General features: G+C 43.9%; 16 protein-coding genes. 12 read left to right on the forward strand and 4 right to left on the reverse strand.

All coding sequences use genetic code 11. From position 1 onward, the window contains the following. Positions 1 to 74 precede the first annotated feature (74 nt). The 5 genes from hutI to AACW75_RS13810 all read left to right on the forward strand — a co-directional run bounded on the left by hutI (position 75) and on the right by AACW75_RS13810 (position 6636). Positions 75 to 1325 (forward strand): imidazolonepropionase, encoded by a 1251-nt coding sequence (gene hutI / locus AACW75_RS13790; protein ID WP_145571182.1) that lies wholly within the window; start codon positions 75 to 77, stop codon positions 1323 to 1325. Next, entirely contained in the window at positions 1312 to 2376 is a 1065-nt protein-coding gene (gene hutG, locus AACW75_RS13795; protein WP_145571183.1) for a formimidoylglutamase, read from the forward strand. Before hutI ends, hutG begins: the two co-directional genes overlap by 14 nt. A gap of 66 nt (positions 2377 to 2442) precedes the next feature. Continuing rightward, positions 2443 to 4137: a urocanate hydratase gene (gene hutU / locus AACW75_RS13800; RefSeq protein ID WP_145571185.1), complete on the forward strand. Its 1695-nt coding sequence runs from the start codon at positions 2443 to 2445 to the stop codon at positions 4135 to 4137. A 14-nt stretch (positions 4138 to 4151) separates the two neighbouring features. Beyond that, on the forward strand, positions 4152 to 5684 hold the full coding sequence (gene hutH, locus AACW75_RS13805; RefSeq protein WP_017072924.1) for a histidine ammonia-lyase: 1533 nt from the start codon (positions 4152 to 4154) through the stop codon (positions 5682 to 5684). A 226-nt stretch (positions 5685 to 5910) separates the two neighbouring features. Next, positions 5911 to 6636 (forward strand): DUF3581 domain-containing protein, encoded by a 726-nt coding sequence (locus AACW75_RS13810; RefSeq protein ID WP_010438254.1) that lies wholly within the window; start codon positions 5911 to 5913, stop codon positions 6634 to 6636. A 147-nt stretch (positions 6637 to 6783) separates the two neighbouring features. Here the strand turns inward: AACW75_RS13810 and AACW75_RS13815 are convergent, their stop codons facing one another. From AACW75_RS13815 to ydiJ, 3 genes are all read right to left on the reverse strand, one after another. Then, on the reverse strand, positions 6784 to 8421 hold the full coding sequence (locus AACW75_RS13815) for a trypsin-like serine protease (RefSeq protein ID WP_145571239.1): 1638 nt from the start codon (positions 8419 to 8421) through the stop codon (positions 6784 to 6786). 151 nt (positions 8422 to 8572) lie between these two features. Then, on the reverse strand, positions 8573 to 9034 hold the full coding sequence (locus AACW75_RS13820) for a methyltransferase family protein (protein WP_145571186.1): 462 nt from the start codon (positions 9032 to 9034) through the stop codon (positions 8573 to 8575). Between the two features lie 66 nt (positions 9035 to 9100). After that, a complete protein-coding gene (gene ydiJ / locus AACW75_RS13825) occupies positions 9101 to 12136 on the reverse strand; it encodes a D-2-hydroxyglutarate dehydrogenase YdiJ (RefSeq protein ID WP_145571188.1) in 3036 nt (1011 codons plus the stop codon). A gap of 222 nt (positions 12137 to 12358) precedes the next feature. Here ydiJ and AACW75_RS13830 point away from each other — a divergent pair, with 222 nt between their 5' ends. The 7 genes from AACW75_RS13830 to AACW75_RS13860 all read left to right on the forward strand — a co-directional run bounded on the left by AACW75_RS13830 (position 12359) and on the right by AACW75_RS13860 (position 18482). Next, positions 12359 to 13042, forward strand: coding sequence for a DUF3334 family protein (locus AACW75_RS13830; protein WP_017072928.1), 684 nt, complete (start codon positions 12359 to 12361; stop codon positions 13040 to 13042). A 209-nt stretch (positions 13043 to 13251) separates the two neighbouring features. Then, positions 13252 to 13941 (forward strand): DUF2786 domain-containing protein, encoded by a 690-nt coding sequence (locus AACW75_RS13835; RefSeq protein ID WP_029224752.1) that lies wholly within the window; start codon positions 13252 to 13254, stop codon positions 13939 to 13941. 142 nt (positions 13942 to 14083) lie between these two features. Next, on the forward strand, positions 14084 to 14752 hold the full coding sequence (locus AACW75_RS13840) for an OmpA family protein (RefSeq protein WP_010438238.1): 669 nt from the start codon (positions 14084 to 14086) through the stop codon (positions 14750 to 14752). A gap of 228 nt (positions 14753 to 14980) precedes the next feature. Next, positions 14981 to 15991, forward strand: a complete 1011-nt coding sequence (locus AACW75_RS13845; RefSeq protein ID WP_145571241.1) for a J domain-containing protein — start codon at positions 14981 to 14983, stop codon at positions 15989 to 15991. Between the two features lie 165 nt (positions 15992 to 16156). Then, positions 16157 to 16345 carry a hypothetical protein gene (locus AACW75_RS13850; RefSeq protein WP_010438232.1) on the forward strand — a complete coding sequence of 63 codons (189 nt, stop codon included), beginning with the start codon at positions 16157 to 16159 and terminating at the stop codon, positions 16343 to 16345. 351 nt (positions 16346 to 16696) lie between these two features. Beyond that, positions 16697 to 17104, forward strand: a complete 408-nt coding sequence (locus tag AACW75_RS13855) for a SulA-like leucine-rich domain-containing protein (protein WP_017072931.1) — start codon at positions 16697 to 16699, stop codon at positions 17102 to 17104. Positions 17105 to 17378: 274 nt separating this feature from the next. After that, positions 17379 to 18482 carry a phosphoribosylaminoimidazolesuccinocarboxamide synthase gene (locus AACW75_RS13860; RefSeq protein WP_017072932.1) on the forward strand — a complete coding sequence of 368 codons (1104 nt, stop codon included), beginning with the start codon at positions 17379 to 17381 and terminating at the stop codon, positions 18480 to 18482. A 206-nt stretch (positions 18483 to 18688) separates the two neighbouring features. On the opposite strand, the gene AACW75_RS13865 is transcribed toward AACW75_RS13860, so the two are convergent. After that, positions 18689 to 19066, reverse strand: a complete 378-nt coding sequence (locus AACW75_RS13865; protein WP_017072933.1) for a hypothetical protein — start codon at positions 19064 to 19066, stop codon at positions 18689 to 18691. Between the last annotated feature and the right edge of the window lie 148 nt (positions 19067 to 19214).

Below are 19214 nucleotides of genomic sequence, written 5' to 3' on the forward strand. Positions count from 1 at the left end.
CAACTTGATTCGGGTCAGCGTTTAGCCTATTTATTTGTATATACATTTAATGTTTAGCAAAGATCTAGGTGATTATGAATTTGATCCTCAAAAACGCACGAGTGGTCTCCATGAGTTCGGGAGCCGATGGTTATCAGCCCTCTTCCCCTCAAAATATCGTTATCGAAAACGGTAAGATCGTGTCCATCTCTTGTTCAAACCACGAGGCACTTGCTTCTGAATTAGAACAAGTAAGTGTTGATGGTTCTTTGGATTACGTCACCTATGACTGCAAAAACAAACTCGTCACCCCTGGGTTAATTGATTGCCACACTCACCTTGTATTTGCAGGTAATCGCGCCAACGAGTTTGAACAGCGCTTGAATGGTGTGTCTTACACCGACATCGCCAAGCAAGGCGGTGGTATTTTAGCGACAGTAACCGCGACCCGCTCAGCGAAAGAGTCTGAGCTGGTTGAAATGGCATTACCGAGACTTGATGGCCTACTAAGAAGTGGCGTAACCAGCATCGAAGTAAAATCTGGCTATGGTTTAACACTTGAAGATGAGCTCAAGATGCTGCGTGCAGCCAAAGCGTTAGAGAATCATCGCCGAATTAAGATCACCACCACTCTCCTTGCTGCCCATGCTATTCCACCAGAATATAAAGAGAAACCGGACAGCTATATCGATCTGGTTTGCCAAGAGATCATTCCTAAAGCTGCAGAGCAAGGGTTAGCTGATGCAGTTGACGTGTTCTGCGAATCTATCGGCTTCAACCTAGAACAAACCGAACGTGTATTTGCCGCAGCCAAAAAACATGGGCTCGCGATTAAAGGCCACACAGAACAGCTTTCTAATATGGGTGGCAGTGCGCTTGCAGCTAAATACGGCGCACTCTCTGTTGACCATGTTGAATACCTTGATGAAACCGGAGTCAAAGCACTGGCGGAATCAGGCACAGTTGCCACTTTACTTCCCGGTGCTTTCTATTTCTTGAAAGAGACTCAACAACCGCCAGTCGCCCTGCTTCGCGAACACAACATTCCAATGGCAATCGCGACCGACCTAAACCCCGGCACCTCTCCTTTTGCAGACCTAACGCTGATGATGAACATGAGCTGCACCTTATTTGGTACGACGCCTGAAGAAGCACTGCGCGGTGTGACTTGCCATGCAGCCGCTGCCATTGGCGACTCACTAACCAAAGGTAAAGTCGAAGTGGGATACGCCGCTGATTTGGCTATCTGGAATATCGAGCACCCTGCCGACTTAAGCTATCAAGTCGGTGTTCCTCATCTGCATAAACGCATTGTTAATGGCGAGGTGTGTCATGACTCAATCTAAGTCCAACAGCATTCAAAAGAGCGCAGAAACCGTACATAACTTTGTGTGGACGGGACGCAATGATCTTGAAGATGGTGCACTCGGTACACGCGTACATCACATTACTAAACAAGTGCAAAGTAGTGATTTAAGTAACGAGCTTACTGACGGGGCTATCGCCTTGGTTGGCTTTGCCAGCGATGCAGGCGTTGCAAGAAATAAAGGTCGAGTGGGCGCGAAACAAGCACCCAACCTGATTCGCCAAGCTTTAGCTAATATGGCTTGGCACAGTGACGCTCACATCTCGGACCTTGGTAATATCGAGTGCAATGATGACCAATTAGAAGTCAGCCAAAAACAGTGTGCTTCTGTGATTACCAATGCTTTAGCAACAAACAAAGTGATTACCCTTGGCGGTGGTCACGAAGTGGCTTGGGCGTCGTTCCAAGGTCTCGCTGATCATTTACATCAAACGGAACTCCTACACAAAGCGGAACGCCTTGATAAAGATCAACCTGTGCACAAACCTAAAATAGGCATCGTTAACTTTGATGCTCACTTTGATCTTCGTGAATTTAAAAGCAACATCGCCGACGTTAAACCCAGCTCTGGCACCCCTTTTAACCAAATCAGCGATTACTGCCACAAACATCAGTGGCCGTTTCATTACGCTTGTCTTGGCGTGAGTGCTGCAAGCAATACCAAAGCGCTGTTTAACAAAGCCGACCAACTGGGCGTTTGGTATGAAGACGACCGAAACATGACCCAAGTTAACCAAATCGCTCAACTGGTTAAGTTGCAAAAATTCATCGCTGAGTGTGATTACCTTTATCTCACTATCGACCTAGACGTATTCCCCGCCGCTACGGCACCGGGCGTAAGTGCACCAGCAGCAAGAGGCGTGAGCTATGAAGCGATCGCGCCTTTTCTAGAACAGATTTTTAAACACAGTGAAAAACTCATTATCGCGGACATTGCGGAATACAACCCAGACTACGACGTCGATGGCCAAACGGCTCGATTGGCGGCACGTTTGTGTTGGGATATAGCCAGTGCAATGGCCAGCGACTAATCCAGCTATACCGATAACGACAACTACAACTACAACTATATAACGTGAAACAGAAGGAATTCCAAAATGACGGAACACCACAACAGTGACCCTCGTCTCGACACGACTCGCGAAATTCGCGCACCTCATGGCACCACTTTGCGCGCTAAATCTTGGTTAACAGAAGCACCACTGCGTATGCTGATGAACAACCTAGACCCTGATGTGGCAGAACACCCACATGCACTGGTTGTGTATGGCGGTATTGGTCGCGCGGCGCGCGATTGGAAATGTTATGACAAGATTGTCGAAGTATTAGAACGTTTAGAAGACGATCAAACGTTACTTGTTCAATCTGGTAAACCTGTAGGTGTGTTCCCAACTCACAAGAATGCACCTCGCGTACTGATTGCGAATTCGAACCTTGTTCCGCACTGGGCAAATTGGGAGCATTTCAACGAGCTCGATAAAGAAGGCTTGATGATGTACGGCCAAATGACAGCAGGCAGCTGGATCTACATTGGCTCTCAAGGCATCGTTCAAGGTACTTATGAAACGTTTGTCGCTATCGCGAAGAAGCACTTCCAAGGCGAAGCAAACGGCAAGTGGGTTCTAACGGGTGGTCTTGGCGGTATGGGTGGTGCTCAACCTCTCGCAGCAACAATGGCAGGCTTCTCGATGATCGCTGTTGAATGTGATGAATCACGGATCGACTATCGCTTACGTACTGGCTATGTAGACAAAAAAGCCACCAGCATAGATGAAGCGATGGCAATGATTAAAGAATCAGACACGCCAATCTCTGTTGGCTTATTAGGCAACGCTGCTGATGTATTCCCAGAGTTAGTTGAACGCAATATCACCCCTGACGTAGTGACAGACCAAACCTCTGCCCACGATCCGCTGAACGGCTACTTGCCTCAAGGTTGGACGATGGAGAAAGCAGCGCAAGAACGTTTAGTTGATGAAGCGAAAGTAGTGAAAGTCGCTAAGCAATCTATGGCTATTCAAGTTCAAGCTATGCTGGATCTTCAGTACCGTGGTGCTGCGACTGTAGATTACGGTAATAACATTCGCCAAATGGCATTGGAAGAAGGTGTGGAGAATGCATTTGATTTCCCAGGTTTCGTTCCCGCATATATACGACCTTTATTTTGTGAAGGCGTCGGTCCGTTCCGTTGGGCAGCCCTTTCTGGCGACCCAGAAGACATCTACAAAACAGACCAAAAAGTAAAAGAACTGATTCCAGATAACCCACATCTACACAACTGGCTAGATATGGCGCGTGAACGTATTCAGTTCCAAGGCCTACCCGCTCGTATTTGTTGGGTTGGCTTGAAAGATCGTGAACGTTTAGGCCAAGCATTCAATGAAATGGTTAAAAATGGCGAACTAAAAGCACCAGTTGTTATCGGTCGTGACCACCTAGATTCAGGTTCAGTGGCAAGCCCGAACCGTGAAACAGAAGGCATGATGGATGGCTCAGATGCCGTATCAGATTGGCCTCTATTGAACGCCCTTCTAAATACTGCAGGCGGTGCAACATGGGTTTCTCTGCACCACGGTGGTGGCGTTGGCATGGGCTTCTCACAACACTCAGGAATGGTGATTTGTTGTGACGGCAGTGAAGATGCATCACAGCGTATTGCTCGCGTACTTCACAACGACCCAGCAACCGGCGTTATGCGTCATGCTGATGCGGGTTACGATATTGCCAAGCAGTGCGCCAAAGAGCAAAAGCTTGATTTACCTATGCTAAACGAAGAACTTCGTCGCCTTTAATTTCTGGAGAGAACATGTTGAATTTATTACTTAAACCAGGACTTCTAGGCCTGCCTGAGCTCCGTAAAATTAGTCGTAGCCCTGTTAACTTATCACTCGACCCAGCAGCGATTCCTGATATTGAAGCGAGCATGCACGTAGTCGAACAAGTGATTGCTGAAGATCGCACTGTTTATGGTATCAATACAGGTTTTGGCTTATTAGCGAATACCAAGATTGCGCCTGAAGATTTAGAAGTACTACAGAAAAGTATCGTGCTTTCTCACGCGGCGGGCATCGGCAAGTTCATGTCTGATGAAACTGTGCGTTTGATGATGGTGTTAAAGATTAACAGCTTGTCTCGTGGTTACTCGGGTATTCGCCTGAAAGTGATTAACGCTCTTATCGATCTAGTGAACGCGCAGGTTTACCCATGTGTTCCTCAAAAAGGCTCGGTTGGTGCGTCAGGAGATCTCGCTCCCCTAGCCCACATGAGTACAGTACTGCTAGGTGAAGGCCAAGCACGCCACAACGGTAAAATCATCACAGGCTTAGAAGCTATGCAGATCGCAGGCCTTGAGCCAATCACGCTAGCTCCTAAAGAAGGTTTAGCGCTGTTGAACGGCACTCAGGCATCAACCGCCTTCGCATTAGAAGGTCTGTTCGCAGCCGAAGACTTGTTCGCATCTGCAACTGTATGTGGTGCAATGTCTGTTGAAGCCGCGCTGGGTAGCCGTCGTCCGTTTGATCCGCGTATTCATCGCGTTCGTGGTCATCGTGGCCAAATGGATGCAGCCCTTGCTTATCGCCATATGCTTGATCAAAAGAGTGAGATTGGTGAATCACACACTTGTTGTGAAAAGGTTCAAGACCCTTATTCGCTGCGTTGCCAGCCTCAAGTGATGGGGGCGTGTTTACAGCAGATTCGTAATTCAGCAGAAACCTTAAACATTGAAGCAAATGCCGTATCCGACAACCCACTTGTTTTTGCTGAAGACGGTGACATCATTTCAGGTGGTAACTTCCACGCCGAACCCGTCGCAATGGCAGCCGATAACCTTGCATTGGCAATCGCCGAGATAGGTAGCTTGTCAGAACGAAGAATGGCACTGTTAATCGATAGCGCACTAAGCAAACTTCCACCTTTCTTGGTAGATAACGGCGGCGTGAACTCAGGGTTTATGATTGCTCAGGTAACGTCTGCAGCATTGGCGAGTGAGAACAAAACACTGGCTCATCCAGCATCAATAGATAGCCTACCAACTTCTGCAAACCAAGAAGACCACGTATCGATGGCCACCTTCGCAGCACGCAGGCTTAGGTACATGGCCGAAAATACACGAGGGATTTTGGCCGTAGAATATTTAGCTGCAGCACAAGGGTTAGACTTCCGAGCACCAAACCTTTCGTCTCCTCGCGTAGAAGAGGCGAAACAAATTCTGCGTGAGAAAGTCAGCTTCTACGACAAAGATCGCTACTTCTCACCTGATATTGAACAAGCGAACCTGTTACTTAAGTTGTCCGTTCATAACCATCTAATGCCAGAAGGCACTCTGTGTAGTTTTTAAAGCAAAAACACTCTAAACAACACCTCTTAAAGTGTTGTATAAACAAGGGCTATTGATTAGCCCTTGTTGCATTGAGTCAAAGACCATACCCTCTTAAAAATCGTCACATACCATCCAACGTATTTATCTAATTGACTGATATATAAACAGAGTTAACTGGATAGACCATTAGATCGAAGTTAGTTAGCTATAATCCACGCCAGATTTGATGACTAATAGCGATACTATGTTTCTGACACCTTACTTTTCAACTGAAGACAATCAATTTCAATTCACTCGTGAACAAGCTAGCCACTTTGCTAAAAAAGTAGCCGCTGACTTCAACCCAATTCACGATGAAGACAACAAGCGCTTCTGCGTGCCTGGCGATCTTTTGTTTGCAGTGCTTCTGCAAAAAGAAGGCATCAGCCAAAAAATGCGTTTTGATTTTTCAGGTATGGTGGGGAACGGTATTGCGCTTAGCGTTGACAACAAATGTGAGAAAGAAAGCTCACTGGTTGACGAGAAAGGCAAAGAGTACCTACACATGTCTTGTGAAGGTGAAAAGAGCCACGACCAAGCATTCATCGAACACGTAGTAACAAACTACGTTAAGTTCTCTGGTATGAACTTCCCACACATCATGGTTCCTCTTATGGAAGAACAACAAATGATGATCAACTGCCAACGTCCTCTTGTGATTTACGAGAGCATGGAAGTAGAATTTACTCGCCTAGACCTATCTCACCCAGAAGTAGAATTCTCTGGTGCGACTTTTGATGTTGAAGGCAAGCGTGGTATCGTGACACTGAACTTCGATTTCAAAGAAGACGGTGAAGTTGTCGGTAAAGGCGTGAAGCGCATGGTAGCAAGTGGTCTTAAGCCATACGACCAAGCTTCTGTCGACGACCTAGTAAACCGCTTCAACGAGCGTAAAGAGATGTTTCTAGCTCAGTTCGCAGCTGCCGCTTAATCAGCATCCTTTTATTTACACATCTCGATGTAAATAAACTCTAGAACAAGATCAATAAAGCCCAGCTTGATATCCTCAAGCTGGGCTTTTCTTTTTAGTACGTAACTATCGATTTAGGATATAGCTATCGAGCTATACTTTCACTGGTTATCTTTTAAGCTTTGGTGATGAAAATGATTTGCGTACAATCAAGCCACCGAAAAGGACGAGTAACCAATGCCAAGCCAGTGAACCACCACTGCCGCCACCTGAGCTTTTTGCGTTCTGTGTTCCCTCAGACTTAGATATCTTTATCTCTTCGCTGTACGTGAAGTTTTTAATTATCACTCTGTCGTTCCCTTCAGAGCCATACCAATCTTTAACATATCTAATCATAAAGCTGTTATCAGCATCTCTAACCAACGGCAGATTGACTGAGCCAGAAAACTTACCTGATACTCTGTCTATTTTTTTACCATTGCTGTAGAGCTCAACAAAATCATACTGCTCTTCCGTCGATGCAGCGAGATCAAACGAAACCGTGCCACTAGGAATGCCCTCAACTATGAAGGTTGTTGATTCACCATTACCAATAGATGGTGAAGCTATAATTCGTCCTTCTACATCCCAAATTTCAGTATTATAAGCGCCACTGTTAGGTACGTCCCCTAAAGCCGCCATGGCACTCGTTGCAATGCTTGCCCCTATTACAGAAGCCTTTGAAGTAACAGTACCTACTAATGCGTCAGTTTGAACATCAATGCCAAATTCATGCTCACCAACAGAGTCTATATTGTAATTAACAATAACTTCGCAAACTTGCCATTGAGACATAGCTAAACCTTGGCATCCATTATGAGCGATGGCTATATTCGTAGCAGAAGTAGGAGAAATTTGAGTGACTACAACTGTTTGATCAGATTGGTTATGAAATTTAAATACGTGAGAGTTTTCTCCCAATGATCTTACGCCTAGCATTTCGGCTGGACGGTAACTAAAACCCATGGTCTGCTCATCAATCCAATCGTCAAAATGACTGATATTAGTATAGACACCGTAAGCGCCAGCCTGCGCACAACCCTCACCCCAACTTACAATACCCAGCTGTTCATATTTTCCATTGCTCGAAATAACAATTGGACCACCACTGTCACCTTGACATGAATCATAGCCACCATCACTGTAACCAGCACAAAAAGCATCATCTCCAATGGAGGAATATCCACGGTAAGGAACATTATTGCATTCGATCTGGTTAACCAAAGGAACATTAACTTGGTACAGTTCGCTCTTCGACGAGTACACATCTTTTGAGGAATTCTGATCACCCCAACCCATTACCGTTAGCATTTCGCCAGCGTTCAAGTTACCACGAACATAACCATCGACCAGGTTAACCAGAGACTGTGATGGCTTTTCATCAAGTTCAATAATAGCAATATCATTACTCATTCTTGATGGATCGTAATAATTATGCATATAAATATTACGTACACGGTATCGACGATACTTAGCTTCAGTTGAAGAGAGGTTTGATTCACCGATCACCACATCTAAATCTTCACTGCCAATCGCGTCTACACAGTGGGCTGCAGTTAATACGTATTGCTCACCAATAAAACTCGCACCACAAAACTGACCGTCATAAGCGTTCACGTTCCTTGAGACTAGCGCAGCCATAAATGGCCAATTCCCTTGTGTTGCTTCTTTACCGTTTATAATTCGAGCTGAAACATCTGCCAACACCGACGTTGAAGACAGACTCACTACACAGACACCTAGCGACAACCATTTCGCCTGAACAATTTTCATTACCTAGCCTTTATTCATTTTAATAATGAAGCGCAGACTATTTTATAAAAAATCAATATGAAACTAAAATCACATTAATTTGTGATATAGATCGACCAAACGATAATAATTCTTATCTAATCACTTAATTGTATCTGAATACACATCAGATCCAGCGTCTAACCTTTTGTTTGTAATCAACATATTCCGCACCGAATAATTGCTCTAGAGCACGTTCTTCTGGCTTAATTTGGAACTGATTCATATACATTACGAATACAAAACTGAGTAAAATACTGAACAGGTTTTGGAAGAAGTAGCCAAAACAAAACAGTAGGATGAATAACCCTAGATACATTGGATTTCGTGTGTAACCAAAAATACCACTGTCCACGACCGAAGACGCGGCTTCTACTTTAATCGGGTTAACGGTGGTTTTCTGTTTTCGAAACTCCCATATACCGGCTAATCCAACCACACCACTCAATGCAATTCCGACCCCTAAAACGATGATCTTGTAAGGTAGTAATACCGCTCCTGTACTTAGCTGATGAGCACTGAAATAAGATGCGACGAATATCAATATAAACAGAGCAACGGGTGGGACTTTTAATTCTAGAAATTTCATACTTTTCCTTCTTAACATTCCTTTGTTAGTTTAGAAAAAAGCCCAGCAATTGCTGGGCTAAATGTATTAAAGAATTTTGGCTAACGCCTGTAATGGGTGTGCAAGCTTTTCACCTTCAAAGCGCTTCACTTGGCTACGGCAGGAATAACCCGTCACTAAGCAGCGATCTTTTGGCAAGTCCTGCATTTGAGGCTTCCAGCTTAAACCGTATATATCTTTCGACATTTGCAACTTATCGACTTCGTGACCAAAGGTACCTGCCATACCGCAACAACCGACAGGAACGCTGGTTAACGCAGCACCAAAGTGTTTGAAAATGGCCCCCCACTCTTTTTCAGCGTTCGGCATTTTGGTCTTCTCAGTACAGTGAGCGAACAAGTACCACATTTCTTCACTTGCAGAGCGCTCTTCAAACTCACCTAGTGATGGTAGCAACCATTCGTGCACCGTTAGTACATCAAAATCTCCACGCTTGTCAGCCAAAATCTCGACGTATTCATCGCGGTAACAAAGCACAAGTGCCGGATCGACACCCACTAAAGGAATACCGATATCCGCCACCAGCGATAAGAAATCAGAAGTCGATTTCGCCTCACGAGCAAAACGACTTAAGAAGCCTTTAATGTGCAGTGCTTTACCATTTGGCTTAAACGGCAGTAACACAGGTGTTTTGCCAAGCTTTTGAGCCAGAGTAACGAAGTCTTCAACTACTTCTGCATCATAAAAGCTAGTAAACGGGTCTTGAACGATAAGTACATGCTGTTTCTTCTGCTCAGAAGACAAGCCTTCTAAGTACTGTAAGTCGAAGAGTTGCAGTTCTTTGCTCGCCAAACGATTTTTTAGCGTAGGCACCGACATCAGTGGTGCATCAACATAACCGACCGTTTTAGCCGTTACGGTTTGTATCCACTTTTGACCCAATGCTGCGTTCACAACTTTCGGCGCTTTCGCCATCAGCGGCAGCATGGTTTCAATGTTGGCAACTAAATAGTCTTTTGCTGGGCGCTGATAGCGCGAGTAATAGATGTTTAAGAATCGAGAACGGAAACTCGGCACATCGACTTTAATCGGGCACTGGCTCGCACACGCTTTACATGCAAGACAGCCATTCATCGCTTCGTGAACTTCATGAGAGAAATCGTATTCATGGCGTTTGTTCATGGTGTTACGAACACGCTCAACCATGGTTTTAACCGGAGTATTGTCTTTCAGCGCTTCTTGCTCTAAATCGAGAATATCGACGCCTTGCTCAGTTAACTGACGAAGCCACTCTCTTACCAAGCCTGCACGGCCTTTTGGTGAGTGACGACGGTCAGCCGTAACTTTCATCGAAGGACACATTGGCGAGCTCGTATCGTAGTTGAAGCACAAGCCGTTGCCGTTACATTCCATCGCTTGTTTGAAGCTATCACGAACTTGTACGTCGATCTGACGGTCGTAGAAACCACGCTTGGTATCGGTCACTTTCACCAATTCAGCATCGCTTTCTAACGGCGTACAGATCTTGCCTGGGTTCATCTTGTTGTGCGGGTCGAACGCTGCTTTAACACGTCTTAATTCGGTAAACAGTTCTTCACCGAAGAATTCTGGGCCATACTCAGAGCGGAAGCCTTTTCCGTGCTCACCCCACATCAAGCCGCCGTATTTCGCCACCAGCTTAACCACTTCATCAGAGACTTCGTGCATTAATGCTTCTTGCATCGGGTCACACAAATCTAAAGCCGGACGAACATGCAGTACGCCCGCATCCACGTGACCAAACATGCCGTAGTTCAACTCTTTTGAATCGAGTAATACTCTAAATTCAGAAATGAAGTCGGCCAAGTTTTCCGGTGGTACACAGGTATCTTCAGCAAAAGCGACCGGCTTAGCTCGGCCTTTAGCCGCACCTAACAGACCCACCGCTTTCTTACGCATGTTGTAGATTCGGCCAATGCTCGCCAAATCACTGCACACTTGGAAGCCAATCACACCCGCTTCTTCGGTTTCAAGCATACTTTCAAGTTGCGCAGTTAACGCTTGGACTTGTTGTTCGACTTCCGCTTCATCTTGGCCTGCAAACTCAACCATATTGATGCCTAGCATCTCTTTGTTTGGAACATCCATAAGCAAATCGCTCACGGTGTGCCAAACGATGTCTTGCTTCGCTAGGTTCAATACTCTTGAATCAACCGTTTCTACAGACAGCGCTTTCGCTTCTACCATGAACGGCGCATTGCGCAGCGCAGAATCGAACGTGTTGTATTTCACGTTAACCAGCGTTCGCGCTTTTGGAATCTTGGTTAGGTTTAACTTTGCTTCCGTAATGAAGGCTAATGAGCCTTCCGCGCCGCATAGGACGCGAGTCAAGTCGAAGCTGTCGTCTTGTTCGTTGATTGCGTTCTTCAGGTCATAGCCAGTCAAGAAACGGTTCAGCGGTGGGAATTTATTAAGGATTTGAGCGCGTTTATCTCGACACACCGCCTCAGTAACCGCAAGTGCCTGGTGCGCAAATTCACCTTCAACTGGCAAGCCATGTGATAAATCAGATTCTAAGCATGAACCATCGGCAAACACCGCTTGCAGTGATAAAACATGATCTGACGTTTTGCCGTACTTCAATGAACCTTGGCCCGAAGCATCGGTGTTGATCATGCCACCTAAGGTTGCTCGGTTACTGGTTGATAGGTCAGGAGAGAAAAAATAACCGTAGGGACGTACTGCATCATTCAATTGATCTTTCACAACGCCAGACTGAACTCTTACCCAGCCTTCTTTGTCATTAATCTCAAGAACCTTATTCATGTATCGTGAAAGGTCAACCACAACACCTTTTGTTAACGATTGACCGTTAGTTCCGGTACCGCCTCCGCGAGGAGAAAAGGTCACACGTTCGTAAGCGGATTTGGCACCCACTTTACCGACCAATACAACATCGTGTGTTGTCTTGGGAAGAATGACCGCTTGCGGCAATTGCTGATAAACACTGTTATCAGTCGCCACAGCCAAACGGCTAGAATATTGAGATTCAATGTCGCCAGTAAAGCCCGCTGTTTTAAGTTCATCTAAAAAGCGTACGACAACTGGATCGACATCAGCATTGAGTTGAAGTCTTGGTAACATTTGCTTCCTGCCCCTACTTCGCTGATCCTATCAGCATTGGGTTATCTGAGATTTTTAGTAATTTTCTTTGAATTTCGTCACTTTACTACTATTAAGATCATATAAAAAGGTGATCAAATCAGAATCTCAATGCAAGAATGGAGAAATAGTCACTTTCGTCTTGATTCAGTCACAATATACTGAATAACATTTTGTTAAAGACATCTCCATGAGCGCATCACAATGAAAAAAAACAAAACAGTCACAACTGAAGATATTCTTCTTAAGCTATGCCAATCAGTCTCAAGCGTACTCACTTCAGCGACGGCTTCTCAAGTGTCCTATTCAGCTATGGTTCAAAAGATCAACAAAACGAGCCTGAAGCCAGATTTTGGTTGTTTCGTCTTATTTGACGGTGGCTTCTCTGGTCTTGTTGTTATCAATTTTACGTCAAAAGCGGCGTTAGAGATCTACACCAATTACATGCGTAACATGGGCATGCCAGAAGATGAATTAGCCGTACTGCACACCTCAGACGAAGTAGGCGATGTATTGGGTGAGTTAATGAACCAGCTTGTCGGTGATTTCACGAACAAGATTCGTAAAGAACTGCAAACCAACATCACGCAAAATCAACCAAAAATGCTAGCACTCAACAAACAAGTGAACCTTTCTGTTGATACTAACCTCGATCGTCCACAAGCTCGTCGTGTCACCTTCTCGACTGAAAACAACAACATCTTCTACCTAGAGCTTGCAATGGATAAGACAGAATTCATCCAATTGGAAGAGTTTGAAATCGCCGAGGACGAATGTCCAGACAGCATCTTAGAAGCGACTCAGAAAAAAATGCAGGAAGCGAAGAAGCCAACACAAAGCTTAGGCAATGATTCTGCAGCAGATTTACTTGATGAACTTGGAATCTAGTTGGCTAAAACTCTAGTCATTCTGACAAATCGTGTCACGAACGCCATCAATACTCTTGATGGCGTTATTATATAGCCTCTCAACATTACCTTTTACACACCCTCCAGAACCTTTTTAATGATATCCAAACGAGTTTAGGCTTTCTGTTAGATAGCAAAACATGTAAAATGTCGGACTTTTCAAAATTTGCGGTAATGATTAAGTAGTCGATGGATAAGAAAAAAGCCCTAAAGAAAATAGCCAAGTGTCTTGAGCTTGGAAATTCAGCGAACGTCAATGAAGCGGCCAATGCAATAAAGATGGCGCATAACTTGATGCTGAAATATGGTCTCGAAAAAGACGATATTGAATTTATCAAGATGGGGAAAACTCAATCCAGTCATCTGTTGCCGGCAAATATCAGCTCGACTCTGTTGCGCGTTATTCGTGGTATCAACACTAAGTTTGGCGTAGAAGCTGTGTTACTGAACCACAAAGGTCTCAAACGTGTGGAATTCATTGGCGAAGCCGACCGAGCAATCTTCGCAGCCTTTGCTTTCGATATTATTTATCGTGAATTAAACGAGCATACTGGTCAATTCAGAAACAGCTTTGCTGGGTCTGGCACAGGAACTCTCGAAGTCACTCGTCGCGTTAATTCTTACGTATCTGGTTGGATAGAAGGTGCTCTTGAGAAGTTACCAATCATTACTCCAGACGACGAATCAAACAACAAAATCAATAACTACATTGATAAAGAGTTCGAAAACATCGATCGTGAAACCTTTAAGCAACAACTCAGAGAAGCGATGAAGAACCTCACCGCAGACTATGAAGTTGGCTTGAAGAAAGGTCGTAAATTATCGGTTAACCGCCCAGTTGGCGGTGCCCAAGCAGTGAAAAAAATCACCAAATCGTAGAGCATGTCATTTAGCTAAATCATAATGCTTGCTCTTTACATTTCCTCAGCACATTGTTAAAACCATCAATAATACTTATGGGACTATATGTTTGCCATTCGCAATCCATGCGTTTGACAGAAGTACATGATGGAGAAATACGTTGAAAAAAATCACACTAGCCCTAGCGCTTACTGTCGCTTTAACAGGTTGTCAGGCAACTCAACGCCAAAACGCGACAACTGGCGAATCAGAGACTAACTCTGCAACTCAAGGCGCTCTAATTGGTGCCATCGCTGGTGCCGTTGCTGGTGTCGCTACTGGTGACGATTCTAAAGATCGTCGTAAACGTGCCTTGATTGGTGCTGCAGGCGGCGCGGCTGTCGGTGGTGGTATCGGTTACTACTTCGACCAACAAGAAGCTGCACTTCGTGAAGAACTCATGAACTCTGGTGTCCAAGTAGAGCGTGTTGGTGAGAACCAGCTTTTACTTCGCCTAGAAAACGGCATCGGTTTTGATTCTGGCTCTTACGCTTTGGAATCAAGCATTCACAACACACTACGTGGTGTTGCTCGTATCTTAGTAGAATACCCTGACACTAGCCTAGTGATCGACGGCCATACCGACAGCACTGGCAGTGAATCAACTAACCAAATCCTTTCTGAGCGTCGTGCTGAATCTGTTCGCGCATTCTTGATTTCCCAAGATGTAGCTGCAGGTCGTGCTATTGCTCGTGGTAACGGTGAACGTTACCCTCTATGTGATAACAACACGTCTCAAGGTCGTGCTTGTAACCGCCGCGTAGAAATTCAAATCTTGCCGCTTAAGTAGCACGACTAAAGCCCAGTTATCTTTCTATCTTGAAATAACCACTATATAGTTGGTTGTCAGCGTATCGTTTATCTGAAGCGGTATGGCTTACAACCACATAGCGTGTTAATACTGAGATATTGCAACTGGGCTTTTTACGAGACTTATCTATTGTTTATCACATTGAAAACGTTTATCACATTGAAAAATCTGCAATCGTCACGTCTTAGAACTCTACTTCTAACCTTCATGTTATCTACAACACAGCTCGTTTATGCTGCAAGCAATTCAGACCTGACGCATGATGCTCAAAACCAAGATCCAGCCGCTCAATATCAATTAGCTCAATCGTATGAATTAGGCGTAGATGTTCCTCACAGCATTGATGATGCATTCTATTGGTATTCACAATCAGCGGGTAATGGCAATCCAGATGCGCAATTTAAGCTTGCCGGGTTGTACTTAACAGGTGTGGGCGTCGAGCAAGACAGTAAGCGCGCATTAGAATGGTTTATCAAAGCCGCACTGCAAGGTCACAAACGAGCCCCCGTTGAGGTAGCAAGAATCTATGAATCCTCACTTGAAGAAAAAGGCTTACCACTACTTCAGCCATTAGATGCAGCCCAGCTATGGTATGAAGCGGCTTTAAAAGACAACTCTGACGCAGAAGAGGGTTACAACCGTATTCTGGAAGCACAATTTAATCAACAACGTGCAAAGCAGATCTCTTCAATCAAACAGCTCAATAGCAGTGTTGATACTTCAAATGACCATGAACAAAATGTTAGTTCTCTTTCGGTGAATCAAAATTCAGATCTGCAACAACCTTCTTCTCTAATAAAAGTAACGATGAATGAGTTATTGATTGCCGCATGCATTGCACTTCTAAGCGTGCTCATGACTCTTTTCATTACTCGAAAGAAGCAAAATCAAAACTCTGTACCATTAAGCCACCAACAGCACCCTCTTGAAGCTCAGTTAAAAGCTCAAGGCACCACGATAAAACAGCAAAAACGACAACTTCATGCAATGTTTACCGAATTAAAGAAACAGAGAAACTCGCAGGAAACACAAAAATTACAGATAGCTTGTTCTCTGTTTGGTTACACACCCACCTCCATTCCTAACCAAAAAAGCATTAAAATTAGATACAAACAACTCTCTAAAATCTATCACCCTGATGGTCATGGATGTGACGAAGAAATGAAACGTTTGAACAATGCGCTAAAAAACATCTTACAAAATGTTACAAAACAGTAAACAACCACACACCTTTGGTTTTCCAATTCGCAAAGATATCGATTTTATTAGTGTTGCAATCGATCCCCCTCTCAAAAACAGGTAACAAACTATTAACTAATGGGTCTTACTTATGTCATAATTTGCGCCGAAAATACACCTGACGTATACAGGTGAGGAGATAATATGTTCACAGTAGAAGGCGTTTGTGATTGGTGCAAAAAGCCAAGCCTAGTTAAAAAGCACGACTACCTAGATGGTAAGTGTCATCATGCATGTAAAGAGTGCAATGATATTGCAACCATTGATGTTCGCCAGTTCAATATTGGTGAAATGGAAATGAGAACAAAACTCTCCCAAGCGACATTGAGATAAGCAACACCGTTGAAATATAAGAAAGCGCCTAAGGCGCTTTTTTTGTGCCTGTAGTTTTAGATCTTCTATCTTCTATCTTCTATCTTCTATCTTCTATCTTCTATCCAGGTGTATACAGTATTTTTCTATCAAAACCACTGTATACACCTGTGTAAAGCTCACATTCTTTCAACTTATGAGACAAAACAGTAAATTCATTCAAATTTAATTTATCAAATTATTTCAATGACTTAAACTCATTCCATCCATAAGCCCAGACAGAATCGTCCAATAATCCCGCAAAAAACGCTTGATCTTATAAGCAACTAAAACTACTGTATACACATACAGCATGTATATAAGGACAGCAAAATGATTCAAGCACACGTTAAAGCCCAACACTCTAGCCCGCTAGTTCACTGCGCATTTACATCCGTTTCTCGTAAAAGCAAAAATTCAAACGAGGAAGCGTTATTTGCAAGAATGGCGTTGCTGTCCAACCAACATCAGTGGCTACTGTTTACCGCTCAAACACCACGACCATCAGCAAAGCAGCTTAAGCAACATAACGTTTGCTGCGACCGCGTTATCCATATGAAAGCCTCTCATCAAATGACTGAAGTAGAAACAGTCGAGAAAGCAATCCGTTCTAAGAATGCGAGTGCGATTGTCGCAAGTTCATCGATTGATCAATTCAGCCAACAGTACCTAAGAACTTTAGGGTTACGCTTTCAGTGTGAAGTCTTCTTTATGGATGCCAATTCAGAGCGTATTCACTAAACCACCTTGCTTAACATTTTGGCTCACACACATAGCTTAATAACATGGTCCAAAAACATAGCTCAAAACATAGCCCAACAGACTGCCTTCCCCTGCTCTACAATTCGCCAATTTTTAAGCGGATCGTTAGGCGGGGTTTTTTATTTGATCAATAGATTTAGCAATCGATTGCTTTTTCTCTGGAAGCAAATAGTAGATTGGGTATAATGCCCGTCTAATCATGTGCACACCGCACTTCTCTGTATGACGTTTGATAAAAGATAGGAATGTCTAAATGAGCCTTGCTGATCAAGTTCTTGCCGTAAATGATGACCTACCAATCCGTACTGACAAACCTGTCCACAGTGGCAAGGTTCGCTCAGTCTACTGGTTAACTGAAGAAGATAGCCAACGACTAATTAAAGAGAAAGGCTACAATGTCGCGCCAGATGCGCCTTTAGCTATCATGGTGATCAGTGACCGTATCTCTGCGTTTGATTGTATCTGGCGTGGTGAAGGTAATCTTAAAGGTGTTCCAGGAAAAGGAGCAGCTTTGAATGCTATCTCTAACCACTGGTTCAAATTGTTTAAAGACAACGGCCTCGCTGACAGTCATATTCTTGATATCCCTCACCCATTCGTATGGATTGTTCAAAAAGCTCGTCCAGTCATGATTGAAGCGATTTGTCGTCAATACATCACAGGTTCAATGTGGCGTGCATACGCGAACGGCGAGCGTGAATTCTGCGGTATCGAGATGCCTGAAGGCCTTGAGAAAGACAAAAAGCTACCTGAGCTTCTGATCACGCCTTCAACAAAAGGGATTTTGAAAGACATCCCTGGCGTACCAGAAGCTGATGATGTAAACATCACACGTAACAATATCGAAGACAACTTTGCAGCGTTTAACTTTACTCAAGCAAGTGACATTGCGCATTACGAAAAACTGCTAAAAGAAGGTTTCAACGTAATTAGCCAAGCACTTGCTAAAGTCGACCAGACCTTTGTTGATACGAAGTTTGAGTTCGGTTACGTCAACGATGCTCAAGGTAAAGAAAAGCTAATCTACATGGATGAAGTTGGCACACCAGACTCATCTCGTATCTGGGATACTCAGGAATACAACAAAGGCAACATCGTCGAGAACTCTAAAGAAGGTTTCCGTCAGTTCTTGCTTAACTACTTCCCTGATGCTGACATTCTATTGAACAAAGAACGTATGCCAGAGCGTGAAGCATTAGCTCGTGACAATGAACTTCCATTGGATGCGTTAATGTCTCTTTCTCGTACTTACCTTGATATCGCGGCAAAAATTACAGGCGGCGAGATTGTATTAAGCGACAATCCTAAGCAAGAGATAGTCGATGTATTGCGTGCCGACTACGGTCTAATCGACTAATACGGTTTGGCTTTAGACTTAGACTTAGACTTAGACTTAGACTTAGACTTAGACTTAGCATTGTTCAATCAACACCTCGTCTTAAAATACGCAAAAGGGCCTCATCATTGAGGCCCTTTTTTATGATATACACTTCGCTAAATTCATAGAATTAGCCATGAATTCAATGAACTAACTTTGAAGTCATAGAACTAAAAACGTTATGATCACAGCTTGATAGTAAACTCTTCACCAGAGTTATCTGCAATCACTAAATGGCTACGTGATTCTATGTAATCAATCTGCTCTTCTTCAAGAGAATACGGCATAACAACTTTGAGCTCATTTATCCCTTCTAGCTTGGCAAGCTTAAGTAAGGTGACAATGTTTGACTCATCACTTTTACGCGTAGACATTGATTTCAAAGCCATCTGCCATAAACGGTCTTCTGGGGTTGCTAGCTCTTTGATGCTATCTCTCCAGACAGTGCTGAATACTGGCGCAATCGTGGTTAGTGCTTCCAGAAAAGTCCATTTTTTACTGCATGATGCGCCAAGAAATGTTGTGTAATCAAACTCTACACGCGTCTCTTCCTGTTTATCCATGATGTCCCCCGACACTTTGACAACACAATATACTCAATATCCACCAACTCTTTCTTTATAGCAATAGGATATAGAAGAATAGTCTTTTATGACCTTTTGATTGGTTAAAAAGGCATATAAAAATCAATTTTGTAACAAAATAAGCACT

Origin of the sequence: Vibrio sp. L3-7 (genome assembly GCF_963898195.1) — a bacterium.
In the GTDB taxonomy this organism is placed as follows: Bacteria; Pseudomonadota; Gammaproteobacteria; order Enterobacterales; family Vibrionaceae; genus Vibrio; species Vibrio echinoideorum.